The organism is Halovulum sp. GXIMD14793 (genome assembly GCF_054457435.1).
Genome location: NZ_JBTLNE010000004.1, coordinates 1 through 16,079, shown reverse-complemented (window position 1 = coordinate 16,079; position 16,079 = coordinate 1). Strand labels below are relative to the sequence as shown.

Annotated in this window: 15 protein-coding genes; 7 read left to right on the top strand and 8 right to left on the bottom strand. The window is 58.9% G+C overall.

What is annotated here, in order from left to right; genetic code table 11:
• Positions 1 to 44 precede the first annotated feature (44 nt).
• The 6 genes from trmFO to ACW9UQ_RS01145 form a co-directional block, all read right to left on the bottom strand.
• Positions 45 to 1,385: a methylenetetrahydrofolate--tRNA-(uracil(54)-C(5))-methyltransferase (FADH(2)-oxidizing) TrmFO gene (gene trmFO, locus ACW9UQ_RS01170; RefSeq protein WP_458929158.1), complete on the bottom strand. Its 1,341-nt coding sequence runs from the start codon at positions 1,383 to 1,385 to the stop codon at positions 45 to 47.
• Between the two features lie 131 nt (positions 1,386 to 1,516).
• Positions 1,517 to 2,266, bottom strand: coding sequence for an outer membrane beta-barrel protein (locus tag ACW9UQ_RS01165; RefSeq protein WP_458929157.1), 750 nt, complete (start codon positions 2,264 to 2,266; stop codon positions 1,517 to 1,519).
• Positions 2,267 to 2,473: 207 nt separating this feature from the next.
• Complete coding sequence (locus tag ACW9UQ_RS01160) at positions 2,474 to 3,214, bottom strand: hypothetical protein (protein ID WP_458929156.1); 741 nt, start codon at positions 3,212 to 3,214, stop codon at positions 2,474 to 2,476.
• Between the two features lie 160 nt (positions 3,215 to 3,374).
• Entirely contained in the window at positions 3,375 to 6,119 is a 2,745-nt protein-coding gene (gene gyrA, locus ACW9UQ_RS01155; protein WP_458929155.1) for a DNA gyrase subunit A, read from the bottom strand.
• Between the two features lie 98 nt (positions 6,120 to 6,217).
• Entirely contained in the window at positions 6,218 to 7,180 is a 963-nt protein-coding gene (locus ACW9UQ_RS01150) for a glycerophosphodiester phosphodiesterase family protein (protein WP_458929154.1), read from the bottom strand.
• A 47-nt stretch (positions 7,181 to 7,227) separates the two neighbouring features.
• The gene (locus tag ACW9UQ_RS01145; RefSeq protein WP_458929153.1) at positions 7,228 to 8,190 is read right to left on the bottom strand and encodes an acetyl-CoA carboxylase carboxyltransferase subunit alpha; all 963 of its coding nucleotides are present in this window, start codon (positions 8,188 to 8,190) and stop codon (positions 7,228 to 7,230) included.
• Positions 8,191 to 8,230: 40 nt separating this feature from the next.
• Here ACW9UQ_RS01145 and ACW9UQ_RS01140 point away from each other — a divergent pair, with 40 nt between their 5' ends.
• The gene (locus ACW9UQ_RS01140; RefSeq protein ID WP_458929152.1) at positions 8,231 to 8,824 is read left to right on the top strand and encodes a hypothetical protein; all 594 of its coding nucleotides are present in this window, start codon (positions 8,231 to 8,233) and stop codon (positions 8,822 to 8,824) included.
• A 167-nt stretch (positions 8,825 to 8,991) separates the two neighbouring features.
• Here the strand turns inward: ACW9UQ_RS01140 and ACW9UQ_RS01135 are convergent, their stop codons facing one another.
• Complete coding sequence (locus ACW9UQ_RS01135; protein ID WP_458929151.1) at positions 8,992 to 9,492, bottom strand: Lrp/AsnC family transcriptional regulator; 501 nt, start codon at positions 9,490 to 9,492, stop codon at positions 8,992 to 8,994.
• A 145-nt stretch (positions 9,493 to 9,637) separates the two neighbouring features.
• Here ACW9UQ_RS01135 and ACW9UQ_RS01130 point away from each other — a divergent pair, with 145 nt between their 5' ends.
• The 6 genes from ACW9UQ_RS01130 (at position 9,638) to ACW9UQ_RS01105 (ending at position 15,560) form a co-directional block, all read left to right on the top strand.
• Entirely contained in the window at positions 9,638 to 10,258 is a 621-nt protein-coding gene (locus ACW9UQ_RS01130; protein ID WP_458929150.1) for a LysE family translocator, read from the top strand.
• Positions 10,259 to 10,623: 365 nt separating this feature from the next.
• Positions 10,624 to 11,463, top strand: coding sequence for an AraC family transcriptional regulator (locus tag ACW9UQ_RS01125; RefSeq protein WP_458929149.1), 840 nt, complete (start codon positions 10,624 to 10,626; stop codon positions 11,461 to 11,463).
• The gene (locus tag ACW9UQ_RS01120) at positions 11,441 to 11,842 is read left to right on the top strand and encodes a DUF1801 domain-containing protein (protein ID WP_458929148.1); all 402 of its coding nucleotides are present in this window, start codon (positions 11,441 to 11,443) and stop codon (positions 11,840 to 11,842) included. Before ACW9UQ_RS01125 ends, ACW9UQ_RS01120 begins: the two co-directional genes overlap by 23 nt.
• A gap of 39 nt (positions 11,843 to 11,881) precedes the next feature.
• Positions 11,882 to 12,715: an SDR family oxidoreductase gene (locus tag ACW9UQ_RS01115; RefSeq protein ID WP_458929147.1), complete on the top strand. Its 834-nt coding sequence runs from the start codon at positions 11,882 to 11,884 to the stop codon at positions 12,713 to 12,715.
• A gap of 83 nt (positions 12,716 to 12,798) precedes the next feature.
• Positions 12,799 to 14,877 (top strand): YjbH domain-containing protein, encoded by a 2,079-nt coding sequence (locus tag ACW9UQ_RS01110; RefSeq protein WP_458929146.1) that lies wholly within the window; start codon positions 12,799 to 12,801, stop codon positions 14,875 to 14,877.
• Complete coding sequence (locus tag ACW9UQ_RS01105) at positions 14,856 to 15,560, top strand: YjbF family lipoprotein (protein WP_458929145.1); 705 nt, start codon at positions 14,856 to 14,858, stop codon at positions 15,558 to 15,560. The genes ACW9UQ_RS01110 and ACW9UQ_RS01105 overlap by 22 nt, the downstream gene beginning before the upstream one ends.
• A gap of 178 nt (positions 15,561 to 15,738) precedes the next feature.
• Here the strand turns inward: ACW9UQ_RS01105 and ACW9UQ_RS01100 are convergent.
• A partial coding sequence (locus tag ACW9UQ_RS01100; protein WP_458929144.1) for a hypothetical protein occupies positions 15,739 to 16,079 on the bottom strand: 341 nt, incomplete at its 5' end.

Genomic DNA, 16,079 nt, shown 5'->3' with positions numbered 1-16,079 from the left:
TAGCGCGCTGCTGGGCAGGGGTCTAGGGTCAGGACCCATTAATCCTAGCCCGCGCACCAGGCGGCAAAGTCCACCTTGGCCCGGTCCGTATAGGCCTTGTACCGCTCCTTGCGGCCGCGCCGTCCCCCACGGGCATCAATCGGTGGGAACAAGCCGAAATTGACGTTCATCGGCTGGAACGTCTTGGCATCCGCCCCGCCGGTAATATGCGTGATCAGCGCGCCCATGGCCGTTGTGTCTGGCGGCGGGGACAGGTCACGCCCCTGCGCCTCGGCCGCCGCCAGCCGTCCGGCCAGCAGGCCCATGGCAGCGCTTTCGACATAGCCCTCAACCCCGGTGATCTGCCCGGCAAAGCGCAGGTCAGGGCGGCTGCGCAGGCGCATCTGCCCGTCCAACAATTTGGGAGAGTTGATAAACGTGTTGCGATGAATACCGCCCAGACGCGCAAATTCCGCCTTTTCCAGCCCGGGAATGCTGCGGAACACCTCTGTCTGGGCACCGTATTTCATCTTCGTCTGGAACCCGACGATATTGTAAAGCGTCCCCAGCGCATTATCGCGGCGCAGCTGCACCACGGCATAGGGCTTCTCGTCCGAATGCGGGTTGGTCAGGCCAACCGGCTTCATCGGCCCAAAGCGCAGCGTCTCGCGGCCCCGCTCGGCCATCACCTCAATCGGCAAGCAGCCATCGAAATAGGGCGTGGCTTTCTCCCAATCGCGGAACTCCGTCTTTTCCGCGCTCAGCAGCGCGTCAATAAAGCCCTCATACTGATCCCGGTCCATCGGGCAGTTCAGATAAGCGGTCCGCTGCTCCTCCGTCTCGCCCTTGTCATAGCGGGACTGCGCCCAGGCCTTGTCCATGTCGATCGTATCGGCATGAACGATAGGCGCAATGGCATCAAAGAACGCCAACGCATCCTGGTCGGTCGCCGCCCGGATCGCCTCGGCCAGCGGTTCGGAGGTCAGGGGGCCGGTGGCAATAATCGTGTTGCCCCAGTCTGCGGGCGGCAGATCAACCAGCTCACCCCGTTCAATCGTGATCAGGGGATGATTGCTCAGCCGCTCCGTTACCGCTGCCGAAAACGCCTTCCGATCCACAGCCAGCGCGCCGCCTGCGGGCAGCGAATGCCGGTCACCCATCTCCATGATCAGGCCACCGGCTTGCCGCATCTCCCAATGCAGCAACCCCACGGCGTTCTGCTGGTCATCATCCGACCGGAATGAGTTAGAGCAAACCAGCTCCGCCAACCCGTTCGTCTGATGCGCAAACGTCCCGCGCACCGGCCGCATCTCATGCAAAACCACCGGCACGCCCGCCTCAGCCGCCTGCCACGCCGCCTCGGACCCGGCCATGCCGCCGCCGATAATATGAATAGGATGTGTCATGCGCTGGATTTAGGGGAGTGTGCCGCCGAAAGAAAGAGGCCTTCGCGCATCCAAGGCCGTGGTTACGGCACCTGCCCACAAAAACACCCCCCGGCCAGCGCCGGAGGGTGAAACGTCTTACGTCAACTGCTTCAGTCGAAAAGCAGGCTCAATAAATCGTCCGAAGGGGACTGGGTCCCGAACAAGCGATCCTTGCGACCACCAAAGTCATAGGACAGGCCGATACCAGCGCGGTAGCCATCGATGGTGCCACCACCGAAATTCTGAGACAGGTTCTCATAGCCGACGCGGCCGGACAGTTTGATGCGCTGGTTAAAGTAGTAGTCCGCACCGACTGACACACCAAAACTATCAAAGACGAAATGATCGCTATATGTCAGGTCGCCTACAAATGTCAGGTTCTGATTGAAATCATAATAGACGCTCGCGCCAGCATATGTGAACTCTGCCCACCCCGGCAAATCGATGTCTTCCTGTCCAAGCCGGAACTCATAGTCGACTTTGCCGCCATCAATCATAGCTTCGATACCGTAGCTCAAGGCATCAAAGTCCCCGCTGCTTATCGCGTAGTTCTTGTACCGGAAGAATGCGCCAACTTTTGCGTTTCCAAACCGGGTATATCCGTGCAGGTCGATATTAGCGGCACTTAGCCGACCAAAATCGCGATAATCAGCACCAATCTGCATCCCGAAGCGTGGTGTGATGTCAAAGGCCACATCTCCGTTGATGTTGTAGGAGTCGACGTCAGTGCTCCCACCGCCGGAACTTAGGTTACGATAGTCGTAGCTAATCCCGACGTTTCCAGCTGTCAGGCCGCTTTGCGCAAGACCTGCTACTGGCGCGGCGATAAGGAAAGCGGCTGCTATATATGCGTATTTCATCTGGAAATCCCCCTACGTATTACCTGAAATCTGAATGCATGGCACCGGCAACTGGGTCAAGTATTGCTGGCTCAAGAACAGACAATTTTGAAATCTGTTGCAGGCGCGACTCATTCTGGAACTGTAGAGTTACTGCGCCAGCATGGGCGTTCACAAAAGAAAACGCCCCCGAAACCGGGGGCGCTCAAATCAAAGGCTGACGTTAGGTCAGGGCGAAAGCGTCGCGAGTGTGCCGACCGGCGACTGGCCGCCAAACAACCGGTCCTTGCGTCCGCCGAATTCATAAGACAGGCTGATGCTTGCCAACGCACCACTGAGACTGCCCGAGCCTGAGCCGGTGGCATAGTTATAGCCGACCCGCCCGGCCAGCTTGAACTTCTGGTTGATGTAGTAATCCGCACCGACCGCAAACTGATAAAAGTCGACGACATCGATATCGCTATACTTCAGACCACCGACAAAAGTCAGGTTTTGACCGTAATCATAAAATATCGAGGCACCGGCGAACGTCAGGTTTGTAGAACTGCCGAGCTGGTTAAACCTCTGCTGACCAACCCGCAATTCATAGTCGACCGTGCCACCGTCGATCATCGCCTCAACACCGTAGCTCAGCGCCTCGGCGGTGCCGCCGCTGTCGATAGAAAAGTTCTCATAACCGACAAAAGCACCAGCCTTGGAACTGCCGAAGCGCGTATAGAGATGCAGATTAACGCCTACATTATCGATGCTATCGCGAAACGTGTAGTTGGCCCCGGTCTGGATGCCAAATCGCGGTGTAATGTCAAAAGCGACGTCACCATTCAGGCTGATGGCGTCCCCGCTCTGGCCATCAAGCTCAAGATACTCATAGGTCACACCGACGTTGCCGGCAGCGATGCCACCGCTTTGTGCAAAGCTGGCTGTAGAAGATACGGCCAGAACGGCCGATGCGATCAGAAACTGCTTCATTAGCTCACCCCAGATAAAGAAATCTCAACCGTTCTGCGACGAGCATTCCGTAACGTCAACCGCGTCGTGTCGCGCTTAGTTAGAAAACGCACTGATTGGAAACGGTTATCTTAGAGCGCCATACGAAAGCTGACCCATTGAACGCCACCCGAACGTGCCGCTACTCTGCCGCGTCGTCCTCGTCATCCTCCGCCTGCTCAGCAATCCACGCGACCGACACGACCTTTTCATTCTTGGCGGTGTTGAACACCCGCACGCCGCCTGCGCCGCGGGACCGGAAGGAAATGCCGCTGACCGGGCAGCGGATCGACTGGCCGGTATCAGTGACCAGCATGATCTGATCATCCAGCGCCACCGGGAACGACGCGACAAGGGGTCCGCCGCGCATCTTGGAATCCATGCCCCAGACGCCCTGACCGCCCCGTCCGCGCACCGGATACCCGTGCGAGGATGACAGCTTGCCCGACCCGGTCTGGGTCAGCGTCAGGATCAAATCCTGGGCTGCCAGCATCTCCTGATAGCGCTCCTCGGACAGGGTGCCTTCGGCGATATCTTCCTCGTCGCTCTCGGCGATTTCGGTCTCTTCCTCGGTCTCGTCACCATGTTCGGTGCGATAGCGCTTTTCGAACGCGACGCGTTCCCAGGGCTCGGCCTCAAAATGACGAATGACCGACATGGAAACAACCCGGTCCTCACCCAGCAGTTTGACACCCCGCACACCGGTGGAATCGCGGCCCTTAAAGACCCGCACATCCGTGGTGGGGAAGCGGATCGCCTTGCCCTTGGCGGTGACCAGCATGAAATCATCGTCTTCGGAACAGATCCGCGCGTTGATCAGGCTGACGCCCTCGGGCAGTTTCATCGCGATCTTGCCGTTGGACTTCACATTGGTGAAATCCGACAGCGCGTTGCGCCGCACATCGCCCATATCGGTGGCAAAGACGATCTGCAGATCGGCCCAGTCGTCCTCGTCCCGATCCACCGGCATGATCGCCGCGATAGAGGTGCCCTGCGGGATCGGCAGAATGTTCACAATCGCCTTGCCGCGCGCACTGCGCCCACCCTGCGGCAGACGCCAGGTCTTCAGCTTATAGACCATCCCGTCCGTGGTGAAGAACAGCAACTGCGTATGGGTATTGGCCACGAACAAACGGGTGACGAAATCCTCGTCCTTGGTGTCCATGCCCTGCAGACCCTTGCCGCCACGCTTTTGTGCGCGGTAATCGGCCAGCGGTGTGCGCTTGATATAGCCCGAGTTGGTCACCGTCACGACCATATCCTCGCGCTCGATCAGGTCCTCGTCGTCCATATCACCGGACCAGTCGGTGATCTCGGTCCGGCGGGGGACAGCGAATTGCTCTTTCACCTCGGCCAGCTCGTCCGAGATGATCTGCATGATCCGTTCCCGCGAGCGCAGGATATCCAGATAGTCGATGATCTTCGCCGCCAGCTCCTGCAGCTCGTCCGTGACCTCCTTGACACCCATGGCGGTCAGACGTTGCAGGCGCAGCTCCAGAATGGCGCGGGCTTGCGTTTCAGACAGGTTATAGGTCCCGTCCTCGTTCATCTTGTGGCTGGGATCGTCGATCAGCTGGATATACTCGGCAATGTCCTGCGCTGGCCACCGCCGGGTCATCAGCTTTTCCCGCGCTTCCGCCGGATCGGCCGAGGCACGGATCGTCGCCACCACCTCATCAACATTGCTGACCGCCACGGCCAAACCGCACAGGATATGGCTACGCTCGCGCGCCTTGCGCAGTTTGAACGCCGTGCGCCGCGCCACCACCTCTTCGCGGAACCCAAGGAACGAGGTCAGAAAATCCCGCAATGTCAACTGCTCGGGCCGACCGCCATTCAGCGCCAGCATGTTGCACCCGAACGAGGTCTGCATCGGCGTGAACCGGAACAGCTGGTTCAGCACCACCTCTGCCGTCGCATCCCGCTTCAGCTCTATGACAACGCGCACGCCATGGCGGTCGCTTTCGTCCTGGATATGGGCAATCCCCTCGATCTTCTTGTCGCGCACCAGTTCGGCAACACGCTCGATCATCGTGGCCTTGTTCACCTGATAGGGGATCTCGTGAATGACAATGGCGTAGCGATCCTTGCGGATTTCCTCAACGCTGGTTCTGGCCCGAATGATGACCGACCCACGCCCCTCAAGATACGCCTTGCGCGCCCCTGACCGGCCCAGGATCATCGCCCCCGTCGGGAAATCCGGCGCAGGCACATAGTCAATCAACTGTTCCGAGGATAAATCCGGCTGCTCAATCAGCGCCTGACAGGCGTCAATCACCTCGCCCAGATTGTGCGGCGGAATGTTGGTCGCCATACCAACAGCAATACCGCCCGCGCCATTGACCAGCATATTGGGAAACCGTGCGGGCAGGACCGAAGGTTCCTGATCCTTGCCGTCATAGTTTTCCTGAAAATCGACCGTGTCCTGATTAATATCGGCCAGCAGGAAATCCGCCGGCTTGTCCATCCGCACCTCGGTATAGCGCATCGCCGCCGGGGCATCGCCATCCATGGACCCGAAATTGCCCTGCCCATCCAAAAGCGGCAGCGACATGGAGAAATCCTGCGCCATGCGCACCAGCGCATCATAGATAGCGCTATCGCCATGCGGATGGTATTTCCCCATGACATCGCCAACAGGGCGCGCCGATTTGCGATAGGCCTTGTCGGCGGTGTTTCCGGTCTCGTGCATTGCATAAAGAATGCGCCTGTGAACCGGCTTCAACCCGTCGCGCAGATCCGGGATCGCACGGCTGATGATGACCGACATCGCATAGTCAAGGAAGGATGTCTCCATCTCCTCTTCAATCGCGATAGTCGGCCCGTCATAGGGCGGCCGCTGGGGCGGCGTTGCGTCATCTTCTGGAAGCTCGGGATCGTCAGCCACTACCGGGGAACCTCGGGTCGTTTCTTACAATATTTCGTTGATTTTCTTATAGACCACCACGATATGGGCGAAAAGCGAAAAAGGTCGCCAGCGCCGGATCAGCGCCGGATCAGGGGCGCAATGGTCAGAATATCATTGGTCCAGATAAGGCCGGGAAAGTCGTTGTAGCTGGCCGCCTGATCCGGTGTATCAATCCCAGTGGCAAAACTGCCCTCCATCGGCCCGCGCAGGATCACCACCGATCCCGCCTTCTCCATCCGGGCGACAAAGCGGTTTGGCCAGCCCCAAAGCCAGACACCATAATTGGCAGGAACCATCACAATCGCGTTGCGGCATGGCCCCGGCACATATCCTGACCACCCCAGCGCAACATATTGCTTCAGGCAGGATTTCAGCGCCGGTTTGCTCAGCCCGCGCATCCCCGGCACGGCCGCGGTGACCGCCTGAACCGGCTTTTCACCACCATAGACACCCCAAACCCGGTCGCGCCAATCCGGGTGGTCAGAAAGGGCCTTGGCCAGCGCCTCCCCTTCGTTCCGGTCGTTGGATTTCAGATCAATCAAAAAACGCCCGTCAGGGAATGCCGTCATCACCTCCGCCAGACTGGGCATCAGGCCTATCCCCTTGCCGCGCAGGGGAAACACGTCCCCGTCAACACGATACCCATAGCCGATATCAAGGCTCTGCAACTGCGCCAGCGTCTGCTCCCGTGTCACACCGGCCCCATCGGTTCGGCAGTTGAGGGTCCAGTCGTGGAACACAGCAAACCGCCCGTCTGCCGTCAGTTGTATATCCAACTCCACAACATCCGCCCCGGCGTCAAAGGCGGCTTTCATCGACGGGATCGTATTCTCGATAAACGGCGACACCGGCGGCAGGCTTTGCGCTGCCGTGCAGGTCTTCGCGTCCAGACCCTCTCGGCTGAAAAGCGTGTGGACCCCGCGATGCGCCAGAAGCCGAGCCTCCTGCTGCGAGGCTGGTGCCAGCCAGGAGGCGTTCCAAAGGTAAAGACACGACGCCAGCACAAGCAGCGTCAGAAGCAATTTGCGCCTAAGGCTCATGGGACCCAACTTCCTGACCAGCCCCCCGAGACATAGCCCGCATCAGATCAGGCCGCCAGCGCCTTCGACCCCATTGCCAGATATTTCTGCCGCCGCGCCTCGCGACGGTCGACCGGGTCCATATCCACCACCTCGGCCAGCATCTTTTTGATGCCCTTGCCGACAGCCTCAATCGTATCATCCTTATTGCGCTGCGCCCCGCCCAATGGTTCCTTGATCAGCCGGTCGACAACGCCCAGCTTGTTCAGATCCTGCGCGGTCAGGCGTAACGCCTCTGCGGCCTCGCGCATCTTTTCAGAATCCTTCCACAGGATCGAGGCACAGCCCTCAGGGCTGATCACCGAATAGATAGAGTGTTCCAGCATCCCCAGCCGGTCCGCCGTCGCAAACGCCACCGCCCCGCCAGAGCCGCCCTCTCCAATCACCAGTGACACCAGCGGCACACCCACGCTCAGGCATTTCTCCGTCGACCGGGCAATCGCCTCGGACTGGCCACGCTCCTCCGCGCCTTTGCCGGGATAGGCACCCGGCGTGTCAATAAGCGAGATAACCGGCAACCCGAACCGATCCGCCATATCCATCAGCCGGATCGCCTTGCGATAGCCTTCGGGCCGGGCCATGCCGAAATTGCGCTCGATGCGGGTCTTGGTGTCATTGCCCTTTTCGTGGCCGATCACCATCACCGGCGCGTCGTTGAACCGCGCAAGGCCGCCCATCACCGCATGATCATCGGCAAAATTCCGGTCGCCCGCCAGGGGCGTGTATTCGGTGAACAGGGCGTCGATATAGTCTTTGCAATGCGGCCGGTCAGGATGCCGCGCCACCTGACATTTCTGCCAGGGCGACAGATCGCGATAAAGATCAGTCAGCATGCCTTGCGCCTTTTTATCCAGCGCCTTGGCCTCATCCTCGACATCCATGTCCTCGTTTGTCCGGGCCATGGCGCGAAGTTCTTCCGCCTTGCCCTCAATCTCGGCAAGGCCCTTTTCGAAATCCAGATAGTTCTGCATCGGCTGATCTCCTTACCCCGACATATGGCCGCGATGACCGATGAATGCAAATGACGATTCTGCGGCGGCGCGATGGATGAAGGTCTGCTATCTTACCGCTACGTATTTCGATGCGGCTCAGCTAAGCTTAGGCACCGGTATTCAGGAGTTTGATTTGAACAGTTTGCAGCCATTTCGTCCGCGCCCGGTTTTGGCACTTTCGCATATTGAAAGAAACGGGTGGTATCTGAAACGATATGCCATTCTTGCCGATGGAAAAAAGTTTGATGAAGCTATTGCGACCGCAGCCTCTGAGGAAGCGCTAAGGCGATTGCCCAAAGCCGGGTCATTGAACAATGAAGCAGGCAACCAAGGCGTTGCATTTCAAATCGTTCACTTTGCAGAGGTGGGGGTCGTCTCTCCGGTTTTTTATTGGCAGTGGGGCAGCGTTTTGGCCCATCTCGACCAGATGAGGGCAAGCTGGGACACCCCGACAGAGTTCAAGGATGGAGTCAAAGAGGTGGTTGGCTGTATTTGGGAGATGAACATCGTTCAGTTTGAAGTTGGGGCATGGGCCAATCAACTATTGTGCGGAACAAAATCAACGACCGATGGTTTGACGGCATATCTTCAAGAGCACGCGCTGCCCGGTTAACAGCAATCAACTTGATCGCCACCAAAGCGCCCCCGCCGCCGTATCCGCAGTGCGACCGCCCGTAGGGTGGGTGTCAACCCACCGGCTCTAGATGGAACTGTATCAGAGGTATCTCTGACTTTCTCCTTGCTGCGCATGAACAGATCAGACGTCGACGAAATGCACGGTCACTGTACGCGCTTGAACGTCAGCTTTGGCGTGAAACAACGACCCAGGTCAACTTCGGTCAAGTGGTGGCTGGCGCATGCGAACCGTGCTGGATTTGATGACCGCTGTTTGGGTCGAGGCATGTATCGCAAAGTCTTCCAGCAGTTTATCCAGTTCAGCGATATCCTAAGGAGCATGCGGGCGACGAAGGCATCTTCGCCGGTAACCTTGTCACACTGCACGATGCGGTCACAAGCGATGATCTTTTCGGCAAGTAGGTGAACTTTTGCCGGAAAGGGCTTGAAGCGAACAATTGCCTCCAGTGAAAAGCCCAGAGCTTTCGGAGATAACTCAACGCCGAAACCGGAAATGACGCCTGTGTCCTCCAACCGCCGAATTCGATCTCTGACAGTTGGTGCGGAGACCCCGGTCAGCGATGCAAGTTCGCGCCAGCTTAACCTGGCGTTGCGGCTCAGTTCTTCAAGCAGAGAGCGGTCTAGCGTATCAAGTGTGATTTCCATAGTGAAAGATTCCAGCCAATTCATCTTTGATACTGAGTGGCATATCAGCCCAAAGCCTCCGATGTGAAAAAGATATCGACAATATGACAGCTTAAACTGCACGTTGGCGGATTCATAGTTATGCGCTGGAAAGGGCGTTTAAGTCATGTCTTGGGCAATTTGGCTGTCATACGCGATGATATCAGCCGCAAATATTGTGACGCCGGGACCTGCCAATCTCAACACGCTCAGGCGGGCATTACAGCTCGGGTTCATGCCGGTGCTGCCCACTATCTTTGGCAACGCTTTGGGACTGGCTGTTGGCGGCACTCTTTGCGCCGGTGGCGTGGCCGCATTTGTAGTGAACTCAGATATTCTCTGGACGGTGTTTCGATGGCTTGGTGTTGTCTATCTGGGCGGGCTGGGGGTGAAGCTGATGATCAGGCATGAGCCTCTTGTTTTGGACAAAGCCTTGGTCCAGCGCATACTGCCTCAGCTTCTGTTTCGCGAGGCCTTCCTGCTTGCCGTTACGAACCCCAAAGCCCTGCTCTTCTATCTTGCGCTTTTTCCGCAGGTGCTTGATCCGGCCCGTGCCGTCTGGCCGCAATCCATCGTGTTGGTTTTGACCTATTGCGGATTGTCCATTCTATCGCTCAGCACATATGCGCTTTTGGCGGAGAAGGTTCGCAGTCGGTTCCTCACACAAGCGCGATACGATGTTTTCCGCGTCTGTTCGGGCCTCGTCCTGCTTGGGTTTGCGTTTGCACTGGCCGCTCAATTGAGTTGAGAGAGGACCTCATTCAAGGGCTTTCTGCGAACTTCGCCCGGCATTCTATGAGTCGCCTACCATACGACCTGAAAGTGGTGGGTCGTGCAACGCGCGGCATTCAACAGTTTGGGCCTGTCGGTAGCTTTCACGGCGCTCAGTGCGAATGACTGCACCGTCTTCCTGTGAAGCAATAGCCCTCATTTATTGTACCAGAGAACCAATTTCTGACAATTTCACTCGCAATACGCATGCCATACGCTTGCTGGCAGGCCATTTTCGGCCAGGATGACGGCAATTCGGTCCCCGCGTTGATGCCAGACCAACTCCGCAAGATTTGTGACCGCCCCTCATGCCATGTCAGTCTGGCAGCGAAAGGAGAGGTCATGAGCCACAGTTACGAAGACCGGATTTTGCGGGTGCTCGAGTACATCCACGCAAATCTCGATGGGGATCTCAGCCTTGATACCCTGGCCGATGTCGCCGCGATGTCGCGGTTTCACTGGCACCGCGTTTTTGCCGCCGTTCAGGGGGAAACCCTGGCCTCGGCAATCCGGCGTATCCGGCTGAACCGGGCCGCAGCAGAACTGGTTAATGGCAACCTGCCCCTGACAAAGGTTGCCGCCCTGTGCGGATACCCCAACCAGCGCAGTTTCGCGCGGGTCTTCCGTGAGGCCTATGGCCTGCCCCCCGAAGCCTTCCGCAATGGGGGTAAGCTTCTGCCGCTGCGTCTGAAACCCGACACAGGAGAAAAGCAGATGTATCCGATAGAAATTCAACAGGTCGAGGCGCGCAAGGTTGCGGCATTGGAACACAAGGGCAGTTTCATGGCCATCAACCAAGCCTTTGAAAAGGTGGCCGCTTTGGCGGCAACACGCAATCTTTGGCCGCAGGTCGCTGGCATGGTGGGGGTGTTTTACAACTCTCCGGGGACCGTGCCGGATGAGGATTTGCGCTCTCATGCCGGGCTGATCCTGCGCGATACCGGCATGGCAACACCAGAGGGCTTTGATACGGTTGACCTGCCCGCCGGCAAGGTCGCCGTGATGCACTTCAAGGGACCCTATGCCGGGCTGGGGGCGGCCTATCAGCATCTCTATGGTGAGTGGTTGCCGAAATCCGGCGAAGAGGCACGCGATGTGCCGCCCTATGAGCTTTACCTCAACAACCCGCGCGAGGTCGCGCCTGAGGACCTGCTGACAGATGTCTGCGTCCCGCTGGTCTGAGCCGCAAGGCGCGGTCGCACAGGCCTTTGGCACCCTCCCGGCGGATGCACGCCGGGGGGCATTGGCCTTGCGGCATCTGATCCTTGAGGTGGCGGATCAGGCCGGGATCAAGGTGGAGGAAGCCTTGCGTTGGGGGCAGCCCGCCTATCTGGCGCCGAAAGGCACGACATTGCGTCTGGGTGTGCCCAAAGCCGGTGGTTTTGCGATCTATGCCCATTGCCAAAGCCAGGTGATCCCGGCCTTTCGGGATACCTTTGGAGACGCGTTTCAGTTCGAGGGCAATCGGGCCGTGCTGTTCACCGATCCCGATCAAATCAAGCCCGCCCTTTTGTCGCAAATGATCCGCCATGCCCTGACCTATCATGACAAGCCCACTTGAGCCGACGCCCCGGCTGTGACAGCAAGGGCGGTGGAGGGCATGTCTGTGAACCATCTTCTTGTATTCGGCTATGGCTATTCGGCGCGGTATCTGGCGAAGCTGCTGGACCCGCAGGATTGGCGTGTGACGGGCACGACACGGGACGGGCGCGATGGTTTGCGCTGGCCGGGGGAGGACGTGGTGCCCGCGCTGAAGGCGGCCACGCATATCCTGTCCTCGGTTCCGCCGGGCAAGGAGGGTGACCCGGTGCTGGATGTGCTGCGCGCCCATGCTGGCGATTTGCCCAATCTGCAATGGCTGGGCCTGTTGTCGACAACCGGGGTATATGGCGGGGCAAATGGCGAATGGGTGGATGAAACCGCACCGCATGTGCCGAACGGCCATCGCGGGGCGCTGCGCGCACGGCAATATGATGACTGGATGGCGCTGCATCAGGACCATGGCCTGCCGGTGCATGTGTTCCATCTGGCGGGGATTTATGGGCCGGGACGCTCGGCCTTTGACAAGTTGCGCGATGGCACAGCGCGCCGGATCGTCAAGCCGGGCCAGGTGTTCAGCCGTATTCACGTCGAAGATATCGCACAGATCGTGGCGGCCTCAATCGCGCGGCCCGATCCGGGCACGGCCTATAACGTCGCCGATGATCTGCCCGCCCCGCCGCAGGATGTGATAGAAGAGGCCGCCAATCTGCTGGGCGTCCCCGTGCCCCCCGATATCCCCTTTGAAACCGCCGATCTGTCGCCCATGGCGCGCAGCTTCTATGCGGATAACAAGCGGGTCAGCAACGCACGGATCAAGGAGCAGTTGGGGGTAAAGCTGCTTTATCCGGACTATCACGCCGGTCTAAGGGCAATTCTGAACGCCGAGGCGTGACATATCGACAAAATCTGCGCCAAACCCATTGTCAGCCGCGTTGTTTTCATGACAAACGAGGTGGGATGGAAGGGGAAGCCTCTATGTCACGATTGCCTTTGGCCGCATTTCTTGGTTTCAGCGTTGCTTTGCCTGCTATGGCGCAATCGCCGGGTTATAACACCTATGGCGCGCCGGGCCTGATCGACATGCCTGCCGCCGTGCAGATGCCCGATGCGGAACTGGCTTTTTCCAGCAGCTATTTCAAAGGCAACCTGCGGACCGGGATGACCTTTCAGATCCTGCCAAGGGTCAGTGGGACCGTGCGCCACGTTACGGTGGATGACCTTGATGGCGGGTCCAACCTGTCTGCGCGCAGCTTTGATCTGCAGTTCCAGTTGCTGGAAGAGGGCGACCGTATGCCCGGCCTGGCCCTGGGCTTTCGCGATTTTCTGGGCGAAGGGCCGCATGGCGCGGAATATCTGGTCGCCAGCAAGTCCCTGACCAAGGACATTCGGGTCACCGCTGGGATCGGCTGGGGACGCTTGGGGTCGCGCGGCGGATTTGATCTGGGCTTTGGGGAGCGTGATCCGGTCACCAGCCCCGCGGGACGCCCGCAATTCGGCCAGTATTTCCGCGGCGATGCGGCGTTCTTTGGCGGGGTGGAATGGCAGACGCCGGTCAAGGGGCTGACCCTGCTGGCGGAGTATTCCTCGGACGCCTATACGGCAGAGCAGGCCGTCGGCTTTGACGCCAAATCGCCGTTCAACTTCGGCCTGCGCTACAAAACGCAGAAGATTTTCACGCTGGATGCCTATTACCTGTATGGTGACACAGTCGGCTTTCAACTGACCATTGCGGGCAACCCGCGCCGCCCGCTGGCGGCACCTGATTTCGGCCGCGGGCCAACCCCGCTGCTGGCACGTCCGGCCAATGCGCCCATGAACACCAACTGGGCAGGCAGCGCTAAGAACCGCACCAAACTGGTCACCGCCGTATCCAAGGTTCTGGCCGAGGATTCCATTATCGTCGAAGAAATGCGTATCGGCGCACGTCAGGTCGATATCTTCATTGTCTCGGGCCGGTCCAAGCGTCTGCCGCGTGCCATTGGCCGCACGGCGCGGGTTCTGGCCGCTGCGATGCCGCCCTCAGTCGAGGTGTTCAGGATCACGCCGATCGAAGGGTCGCTTGCGACCACGACGGTGGAACTGAAACGCTCGGACCTGGAGGCGCAGGTTGATCGTCCCGGTGCGTCCCTGTCGGCCTGGCAGGCGGCGGAACTAAGCGATGCTGTGGGAAGCCTGGACGGCGATGGTGTCTACAAGCGCAACGATTTCCGTCGTTTTAGCTGGGCGTTGAACCCGTCCGTGCCGTTCAGCCTGTTCGACCCCGATAGCGAGCTTGATATCGATCTGCAGTTGAATGCGAACGCGCGCTACCAGTTCACCCGGGGGCTGTCCGTATCGGCCGAGATTTCCAAGCGTCTTGTCGGCTCTGAAGCCTCGGCCCCGCCGGTTCCGGTTTCGGATGTGCCGGTGGTCCGGTCTGACAGTGGCCAGTATTATGCCGGTGATGCGGTCGAACTGGAGCGCCTGACCGGGGATTATGTTTTCAAACTGTCCCCGGCGTTCTATGGCCGCGTCTCGGCCGGTCTGCTGGAACGTATGTATGCCGGTGTCAGCGGCGAGGTGCTTTGGGCCCCGACGGATTCGGACCTGGCCTTCGGGGTAGAGGTGAACCATGCCCGCAAGCGTGATCCGGTCAAGCCGTTTGGCCTGCTGGATTATGGTGTGACCACGGGTCATGCCTCGGTTTACTGGGACACCGGCTTCCATGGGATCGAGGCGCAGCTGGATGCCGGGCGCTATCTGGCTGGAGACTGGGGCGCGACCCTGACCCTGTCGCGGCGGTTCGCAAATGGCTGGGATGTCAGTGCCTATGTCACCCGCACCAATGTCTCGGTTGAGGATTTTGGCGAGGGTAGCTATGCCAAGGGTGTGACGGTTACGATGCCGCTGCGCTGGGGCTTGCCGCAAGAAACACGGTCCACTGCATCCCTGTCCATGGCTGATCGTGCCCGCGATGGCGGCGCGCGTTTGGGTGTGGCCGGGCGGCTATATGACCGCATCCGCGACGCTGATGCCAATTCGTTGGAGGACCAATGGTCAACATTTTGGCAGTGAAGCGCGGGCTGATCGCGCTGACCGCTTTGTCGTTGGTCGGCTGTTCCAGCGGCGGCGAAAAGTCCATGGCTTCGGTCTTTCTTGGCAAGATCACCGAAAGGTTTCGCAGCGGACCGGACGAGCCAGCCGGTGGTGGCGGGCAGAAGCTGACCCGCAAGCTGGTCGAGGAAAGCGGTGGGTCGCTGATCTATGTTCAGTTGCCGGGGGATAAGGGCCGCACATTGATGAACGCGACCAGCGTGAATGGCCCCTATGTCACCTTTGTTTCGCGCTTTTCACAATCGGTCACGCTGCGCGGCAGTCTGATCACCGGGTCGCGCGGGTTTGGCTATGATTTGCTAAGTGTGTCTAGCAGTGGTGATGACCCGGTGGTGCGCGCAACCCCGCCGCAGAACTGGCCCAAGAGCATTCGGCGTACCTACACCTTCCCCGGGGACGGTCCGGCGGGTCGGTCAATCACGGTGAAATGTGGATTTGGCGCGGGCGGCGAGACAACAGTGGTGATTGTCGAACGTCAGCATACCGGCACCCTGATGGCAGAGGCCTGCAAGGGTGGCGGCGTGGAGTTCCGGGCGTTTCATCTGGTGGATAATGCAGGCCGGATCTGGAAGTCGCAGCAATGGCTGGGGCCGGATCAGGGTCTGATCGATCTGGATGTGATCGAACCATATACCGGCAAGTAAATGCCTGCCGAGGGGGTGCCCAGGCAGGCACTTACCGAAAGTGCGTTTGGATAGGGTGCGCTATTAAAGCGTTTCGGGATAAACCTGAGACAAAGGATCATCCCGAAACGCAGTGATAAGCCTATATGGTGTACGCGTTTCGATTTTATTTGATGTCTCAAGGTAAACTTGAAACGCTTTAGTCTACTGCGACGCGGCCTGTTGGTTCTTCGTTGTTGCCGTCGTCATCGTCACTGGTTGCGATGGCGATGCCGATAGCAATCGCGGCCAGTCCCAAAACGATCCAACCCGCGTTGGAACCCGCAGGTTGTACGACTTCTTCAACGACGACGAAAGGTTCGACGTTGCCAGCCTGCAGCGGTACTGCGAGCAGTGAGGCAGCAAAAGCGGTGACCTGCCTCCCGAAACTTCCCTCGTTCTGATGTAGAGTTTGCTCAACCTTTTGAAGGAGCAAACGAATGCGAAAGAGCCGTTTCACGGAAGTCCAAATCATTGGGATGATCAAAGAACAGGAAGCCG

Coding starts and splice junctions, on each gene's coding strand:
- ACW9UQ_RS01120 (WP_458929148.1), top strand. CDS start 11,441: ATGTCTGCGTCCCGCTGGTCTGAGCCGCAAGGCGCGGTCGCACAGGCC.
- ACW9UQ_RS01160 (WP_458929156.1), bottom strand. CDS start 3,214: ATGAAGCAGTTTCTGATCGCATCGGCCGTTCTGGCCGTATCTTCTACA.
- ACW9UQ_RS01130 (WP_458929150.1), top strand. CDS start 9,638: ATGTCTTGGGCAATTTGGCTGTCATACGCGATGATATCAGCCGCAAAT.
- ACW9UQ_RS01125 (WP_458929149.1), top strand. CDS start 10,624: ATGAGCCACAGTTACGAAGACCGGATTTTGCGGGTGCTCGAGTACATC.
- ACW9UQ_RS01140 (WP_458929152.1), top strand. CDS start 8,231: ATGAATGCAAATGACGATTCTGCGGCGGCGCGATGGATGAAGGTCTGC.
- ACW9UQ_RS01110 (WP_458929146.1), top strand. CDS start 12,799: ATGTCACGATTGCCTTTGGCCGCATTTCTTGGTTTCAGCGTTGCTTTG.
- ACW9UQ_RS01145 (WP_458929153.1), bottom strand. CDS start 8,190: ATGCAGAACTATCTGGATTTCGAAAAGGGCCTTGCCGAGATTGAGGGC.
- ACW9UQ_RS01150 (WP_458929154.1), bottom strand. CDS start 7,180: ATGAGCCTTAGGCGCAAATTGCTTCTGACGCTGCTTGTGCTGGCGTCG.
- ACW9UQ_RS01105 (WP_458929145.1), top strand. CDS start 14,856: ATGGTCAACATTTTGGCAGTGAAGCGCGGGCTGATCGCGCTGACCGCT.
- ACW9UQ_RS01115 (WP_458929147.1), top strand. CDS start 11,882: ATGTCTGTGAACCATCTTCTTGTATTCGGCTATGGCTATTCGGCGCGG.
- ACW9UQ_RS01165 (WP_458929157.1), bottom strand. CDS start 2,266: ATGAAATACGCATATATAGCAGCCGCTTTCCTTATCGCCGCGCCAGTA.
- trmFO (WP_458929158.1), bottom strand. CDS start 1,385: ATGACACATCCTATTCATATTATCGGCGGCGGCATGGCCGGGTCCGAG.
- ACW9UQ_RS01135 (WP_458929151.1), bottom strand. CDS start 9,492: ATGGAAATCACACTTGATACGCTAGACCGCTCTCTGCTTGAAGAACTG.